Annotated in this window: 6 protein-coding genes and 1 pseudogene; 3 read left to right on the forward strand and 4 right to left on the reverse strand. The window is 69.1% G+C overall.

Annotation, left to right across the window (positions count from 1 at the left end; all coding sequences use genetic code 11):
* Nucleotides 1-51 precede the first annotated feature (51 nt).
* Together AC3EO7_RS37575 and AC3EO7_RS37580 are read right to left on the reverse strand one after the other, a co-directional pair.
* Entirely contained in the window at nucleotides 52-447 is a 396-nt protein-coding gene (locus AC3EO7_RS37575; RefSeq protein WP_431968716.1) for a hypothetical protein, read from the reverse strand.
* Nucleotides 448-646: 199 nt separating this feature from the next.
* A complete protein-coding gene (locus tag AC3EO7_RS37580) occupies nucleotides 647-2,323 on the reverse strand; it encodes a fumarate hydratase (RefSeq protein ID WP_431968718.1) in 1,677 nt (558 codons plus the stop codon).
* A gap of 327 nt (nucleotides 2,324-2,650) precedes the next feature.
* Between AC3EO7_RS37580 and AC3EO7_RS37585 the strand changes: the two genes are divergently transcribed.
* Entirely contained in the window at nucleotides 2,651-3,118 is a 468-nt protein-coding gene (locus AC3EO7_RS37585; RefSeq protein WP_431968720.1) for a MarR family winged helix-turn-helix transcriptional regulator, read from the forward strand.
* 7 nt (nucleotides 3,119-3,125) lie between these two features.
* On the opposite strand, the gene mftD is transcribed toward AC3EO7_RS37585, so the two are convergent.
* Together mftD and mftE are read right to left on the reverse strand one after the other, a co-directional pair.
* Nucleotides 3,126-4,334: a pre-mycofactocin synthase MftD gene (gene mftD / locus AC3EO7_RS37590; protein ID WP_431968722.1), complete on the reverse strand. Its 1,209-nt coding sequence runs from the start codon at nucleotides 4,332-4,334 to the stop codon at nucleotides 3,126-3,128.
* A complete protein-coding gene (mftE, locus tag AC3EO7_RS37595) occupies nucleotides 4,331-5,035 on the reverse strand; it encodes a mycofactocin biosynthesis peptidyl-dipeptidase MftE (RefSeq protein ID WP_431968724.1) in 705 nt (234 codons plus the stop codon). Before mftE ends, mftD begins: the two co-directional genes overlap by 4 nt.
* Nucleotides 5,036-5,120: 85 nt before the next feature.
* Between mftE and mftR the strand changes: the two genes are divergently transcribed.
* Together mftR and AC3EO7_RS37605 are read left to right on the forward strand one after the other, a co-directional pair.
* Complete coding sequence (mftR, locus tag AC3EO7_RS37600; RefSeq protein ID WP_431968726.1) at nucleotides 5,121-5,714, forward strand: mycofactocin system transcriptional regulator MftR; 594 nt, start codon at nucleotides 5,121-5,123, stop codon at nucleotides 5,712-5,714.
* A gap of 125 nt (nucleotides 5,715-5,839) precedes the next feature.
* A pseudogene (locus AC3EO7_RS37605) lies at nucleotides 5,840-6,253 on the forward strand (STAS domain-containing protein); the annotation flags it as partial.

The following is a 6,253-nucleotide window of genomic DNA, read 5'->3' on the forward strand; positions in this document are numbered from 1 at the left end:
AACCACACCCCCCCCCCTCCCCCCAGCGACCAACCGGTCGGCTTTCTGGGTCTAGATCGGCTCGCCCCGTTGAATCGCTTCGGTAGCTTGACGATTGCGACCGATCCGGGTGCCGATCTCCATCCGGTTGTCCCACGCGTACGCGAGCGCGGTCCTGATCTTGCGGGAGTGCAGATCGGATTGCCCGCTCAGCACGGCGATCCGGCGTTCCACCGGACCGTCCAGCTCGAGCAGCCTGGCCACCACCTCCCAGACATCGGGTCCGGCGGCCAGCGCGGCCCGCCGGTTGTGGATCGGCCCGCGGAACACGATCCCCGGGTGCTCCAACTGGTCGACCCCCTCCCGAATCAACCTGTCGAGCAGTGTGGTCGAACTGGTTCCCTCCAGTGCGGCTCGCGCGACAAGCCGTCGCCCGGCCGATTCCGAGACGCGAAACGACGTACCCATTGCCCTCCTCGGCTCGAAACTCAGCGACCTACTCGCTAAGGGTGCCCGGGAGGGCGGCGATGTCACACCGGTGATCATGGTGACATCGCCGTGTCCGCACCGCTGACCGCCTAGCGCCACAGCCGCATTCGAGAAGCGCCGCCGGACCGCAGTCTGTTCCACAGCCCCGCGAACGGCCGGAACGAAGGCGGAGGTACGCCTAGACCCGTTCCTTGGACCGGGTGCGCACCCGCAGCGCGATCGGCTTCTGCGTCTCGGCGAAGAAGTCGTTGCCCTTGTCGTCGACGACGATGAACGCGGGGAAGTCCTCGACCTCGATCTTCCAGACCGCCTCCATGCCCAGCTCGGGGTATTCCAGCACCTCGACCGACTTGATGCAGTCCAGCGCGAGCCGGGCCGCGGGGCCGCCGATGGAACCGAGGTAGAAGCCGCCGTGCTCCTTGCACGCCTTGGTCACCTGCGCCGAACGATTGCCCTTGGCCAGCATGACGAACGAGCCGCCCGCCGCCTGGAACTGATCGACGTAGGAGTCCATCCGGCCCGCGGTGGTGGGGCCGAAGGAGCCGGAGGCGTAACCGTCGGGGGTCTTGGCGGGACCGGCGTAGTAGACGGCCATGTCGCGCAGGTAGTCGGGCATCGGCTCGCCCGCGTCCAGCCGCTCCTTGATCTTGGCGTGCGCGATGTCACGGGCGACGACCAGCGGGCCGGTCAGCGAAAGCCGGGTCTTGACAGGGTATTTCGACAGTTCGGCGCGGATCTCCGACATCGGCCGGTTCAGGTCGACCTGCACGACGTCGCCGCCGAGGATCTCGTCGGTCTGCTCCGGCAGGTACTGCGCGGGCTCGCGCTCGAGCTGCTCGAGGAACACGCCCTCCGGGGTGATCTTGGCCAGCGCCTGCCGGTCGGCCGAGCAGGACACCGCGATCGCCACCGGGCAGCTGGCGCCGTGCCGGGGCAGCCGCACCACACGCACGTCGTGGCAGAAGTACTTGCCGCCGAACTGCGCGCCGATCCCGAACGACTGGGTGAGCTTGAAGACCTCTTCCTCGAGCTCGAGGTCGCGGAAGGCGTGCGCGGCGAGCGAGCCCTCGGTGGGCAGGTTGTCCAGGTAGTGCGCCGAGGCGTATTTCGCCGTCTTGAGCGCGAATTCGGCGCTGGTGCCGCCGATCACGACCGCGAGGTGGTAGGGCGGGCACGCCGCGGTGCCCAGCGAGCGGATTTTCTCGTCCAGGAACTCCAGCATCCGCGTGGGGTTCAGGATGGCCTTGGTCTCCTGGTAGAGGAAGGACTTGTTGGCCGAACCGCCGCCCTTGGCCATGAACAGGAACTTGTAGGACGGGTGCGCGGGATCGCCCTGGGTGGAATACAACTCGATCTGCGCGGGCAGGTTCGAGCCGGTGTTCTTCTCGTCCCACATGGTGATCGGAGCGAGCTGCGAGTAGCGCAGGTTCAGCTTGGTGTAGGCGTCGTAGACGCCGCGGCTGATCCATTCGGCGTCGTCGACGCCGGTGAGCACGCCCTCGGACTTCTTGCCCATCACGATGGCGGTGCCGGTGTCCTGGCACATCGGCAGGATGCCGCCCGCGGAGATGTTGACGTTCTTGAGCAGGTCGAGCGCGACGAAGCGGTCGTTGCCCGAGGACTCCGGGTCGTCGATGATCTTGCGCAGCTGACCGAGGTGCGCGGGACGCAGGTAGTGGCTGATGTCGTGCATCGCCTCGGTCGTGAGCAGCCGTAGCGCCTCGGGATCGACCTGCAGGAACGTGCGTCCGTTGTGCTCGAAGGTGCTGACGCCCTCGGTGGTCAGCAACCGGTACGGCGTGTCGTCGGCGCCGGTCGGCAGCAGATCTGAATAGCGGAATTCCGGGGCGGTCACGGATCGCACTCCTTCGGGTGGGACTGGGGCTCGAGCGGACCGTCGGCCGCAGACGGGCTGGGCCAGGCTGGTCACAAGCACAGCGAGCCTATCCAGCGGTCCAGGACCGGCCACGGGTTAGGCAAACCTAATTGTGCAGGCGGACACCTCACAGCCGCACCGAACCCATAGTGCGACTGTGCGACTCGGGGCCCGCGCATTGGTACGCCGCACAAAAGGTTGCACGTTCAACCCCAGTGGTGCTACCTGTCAGTCCCTACAGTTTGTCGCGCTCGACACGACCACAGCGGGGCAATTGGCTGACACGTCAGAGGCTTGGAGGCTGCCGTGACCGATCCGCAGTGGCTCGACGACGTCGAGATGCGGGCCTGGCTGGGATTCGTGCGCACGCGCGATCTCATCGCCGCCGCCGTGGGACGCGACTCGTCGCGTGAGTCGAACCTCACCTACGTCGAGTACTCGGTGCTCGCACGCCTGGCGGGTTCCGAGGACCACCGGCTGACCTTCGCCGACCTGGCCGAGGCGCTGGAGTGGTCGCAGAGCAGGCTCTCCCACCAGATCACCCGAATGGAGAAGCGCGGATTGGTGGTGCGCGAGCCGATCCCCGACGACGCGCGCCGCACCGCCGCGCGGCTCACCCCGCGCGGCGCCGCCGTGCTCGGCACCGCGGCGCCCGCGCATGTGCGCAGCGTGCGCAAGCACATGATCAACGCGCTGGACCGCGAACAGCTCAGCGCGCTGGCCGACATCTACGACACGCTGCTGTCGCACCACCGCAGACAACCTCCGGGCTGACCCGGGGTCAGGCCGACGCGGACGCCGCCTTCGCCGCGGCAGCCCCGGGCACGCCGAGCGCCCGTTCGAAGCCGTCGGGCACCACGAGGTCGCCGCGGTTCAGCTCGGTGATCGCCGTCTTGCGCAGACCGAGCAGGGCCGAGTCGATGCCGCCACGCAGGATGTCGAGCACGTTCTCCACGCCCGCCTGCCCGTTCGCGGCGAGGCCCCACAGGTAGGCGCGGCCGATCATCACCGCGCGGGCGCCGAGCGCCACCGCCTTGACCACGTCGCTGCCGCGGCGGATACCGCCGTCGAGCACCACCTCGATCTGGCCGCCGACGGCGTCGGCGATCACCGGCAGCGCCCGGATGGCGGCCGGGGTGCCGTCCAGGTTGTTGCCGCCATGGTTGGAGACCGAGATCGCGGCGACGCCCGCGTCGACGGCGCGCTGCGCGTCGTCGACCCGCATCACGCCCTTGAGCATCACCGGGCCGTCCCACTGCTCGCAGATCCAGCGCACGTCGTCCCAGTCCGGCGCGGGGGTCCCCATCCACTCGCCGTAGGCGCCGAAGAAGCCGGGGGCCGGGCCGCCGCCCACCGCCATGTTGGGCGCGGTGAGATCAGGAATGTGGCCGGAGCGGGCGTAGGTCGCCAGCCAGCGCGGGCGGGCGAGGGTCTGCGGCGCGAATTTGAGCATGGTGCGCAGGTCCAGCTTCTCCGGGATCACCGGGCTGCCCCAGTCGCGGCCATGCGAGAAGGACCAGTCGAGCGTCAAGATGAGCCCGACCGCGCCTGCCGCCTTCGCCCGCGCCATGCGCTGCAGGATCTCGTCCTTGCCGCCGCACCAGTAGAGCTGGAAGAAGGTGGCCGGGTTCGCCGCGATCACTTCCTCGATCGGCTTGCTGGCGAAAGAGCTGAGCCCCATGGCGATACCGCGCGCGGCGGCCGCCCGCGCGACGGCTACCTCACCGTCGGGGTGCACCGCCTGCACGCCGGTCGGCGAGATCAGCACCGGCATCGACAGCGGCTGGCCGAGCACCGTGGTCGACTGGTCGCGCTCGCCGATCGGGCCCGCGACGTGCGGCGCGAAGCCGAGTTCGGTGAAAGCCTTCTGGTTCTCCTCGATGGTCTGACCACGCTCGGAGCCCGCGATCAGCGCGCCGTACACCGATGTGGGCAGCCGCTTCTTCGCGCGGCGCTGCGCCTCGGCGACGGTTTCGAACCAGGGATTCATGATGGGAGTCCTTTCGGGGCGTGCGCCGGCCACCAGTGCCGGGTCTTCTGAGTCAGGTCGTCGGTCAATCGGGCGAGCAGGGCCCGGCCCTCCTCGGCGTGCGCGCCCTCGGGATCGCCGAGCACACCGTTCGGGCTCACCGCGCGCACTCCCCCGGCGCGCAGCAGCGGCAGCAGCTCGTCCAGCGGACGGGTGTCGCCCTTCTCCGCGCGGTCGGCGCGTACGAGATCGGGGCGCAGCGCGAGTTGCAGCGCGGTCTCGGCGCGACCCGCGTGCAAGCCGCCCGAATAATGCGGCAGGTACACCCGCACGTCACGGGATTCGCTGCGCAGCAGCTCCTCGGCGCGGCGCAGCGGGTCCAGGTTCCCGCCGTGCCCGCTCACCACGAGGACGCGGTCGAAGGTGTCGGTGGCCGAGCGGCACAACTCCACGATCACCAGCTCGAGCGCGGCCTGCCCGATGGACAGGGTGCCCGCGAATCCCGCGTGCTCGCCGCTGGATCCATACGGAATCGCCGGTGCCACAAGCACATCCGCGCGCACCGCGGCCAGCCCCGCGCAGAGCGCCGTGGCGATGTCGGTGTCGGTGGACAGCGGCAGGTGCGGTCCGTGCTGCTCGGTGGCGCCCACCGGCACGGCGAGGATCGCCCCGGTGGCGCGCGCGCCCGCCTCCGGCCATGTGAGATCCGCCATGCTGCCCATGCCAGCGAGATTAACGTCACCGACTGACATAATCAATACTTTCAGGGACTGACAAAATTAGACGGGCAGCGGCCATAATGACTCCGTGACCACGCGGACCACCCGGGGCCGACCCCGCGGCACCACCAAGCGCGAGCTCGAAGTCATCGCCATGCGCCTGTTCACCGAGCAGGGCTTCGACGACACCACCGTCGACCAGATCGCCGCCGCCGCGGGCATCAGCGGGCGCACCTTCTTCCGCTACTTCCCCACCAAGGCCGAGGTGCTCTGGCACCAGTTCGACGACGAAGTGGCCGCCCTGCGCGCGGCCTTCGCGACGGTGCCCGACGACGTGCCGATGATGACGGCCGTGCGCCGAGTCGTGGTGAACGCCAACCGCTATCGCGCCGAGGACGTGCCCGAGCTGCGCAGGCGCATGCACTTGGTGGCCACCGTGCCCGCGCTCGCCGCCACGGCGGGCGCGCACTACGACGCCTGGGAGCGCGCGGTGAGCGCCTTCGCCGGGCGACGGCTCGGCGAACCCGAGGACGGGCTCATCCCGATGGCCGTCGGCCGCACCACGCTCGCGGCGGCCCGCGCCGCCTTCGACGCCTGGTTGCGCCGGGCGGACGCCGATCTCACCGTCTACCTGGACGAGGCCCTGCTCGCCCTGGAGCGCGGATTCGTGACGACCACATGAATTGTGCGCGAGCTACCCATAGGTTTCAGCGGCAATCGGGATGGGGTATGACTAGGCTCGGACTCGGCCACGGCCGAGCGCACGACGAACCACCGACCTACCCGTCGAAAGGGGCTGGAATTTCCATGTCCGAGGTGTCCATGAGCCTTTCGGCGGACTCGCTGGCCGCGGGACCGGTAGACAACTTGCTTCCGCAGCTGGTCGAGCACCTGCGCCAGAACCGCACCGCGCTGCGCGAGGAGTGGGCGCGCCGTATCACCGATGCCCAGCTGCTCACCGCCATGACCCCGGAGGAGATCTTCTCCGAGGCCACCTCCATCTACGACAACTACGTCGAGGTGCTGGAAACCGGTAGCGTCGAGGCGCTGCAGGCCTACGCGCGCGACCTGTCCGAACGCATCATCCCGAGAGGAGTCGAGACCGACGAGGTCCTGGGCATCGTGCTCCTGCTGCGAGATGTGCTGGCCCGCTCGCTCTTCGAGAAGTACCAGTCCAACTTCGACCTGCTCAACCACGCGCTCGACGCCTACGAACCGGCC

Source organism: Nocardia sp. bgisy118 (genome assembly GCF_057708605.1).

Bases quoted from the DNA above. Each gene is read 5' to 3' on its own strand.
- mftE (WP_431968724.1), bottom strand. From the start codon at position 5,035: ATGGGCAGCATGGCGGATCTCACATGGCCGGAGGCGGGCGCGCGCGCC.
- mftD (WP_431968722.1), bottom strand. From the start codon at position 4,334: ATGAATCCCTGGTTCGAAACCGTCGCCGAGGCGCAGCGCCGCGCGAAG.
- AC3EO7_RS37575 (WP_431968716.1), bottom strand. From the start codon at position 447: ATGGGTACGTCGTTTCGCGTCTCGGAATCGGCCGGGCGACGGCTTGTC.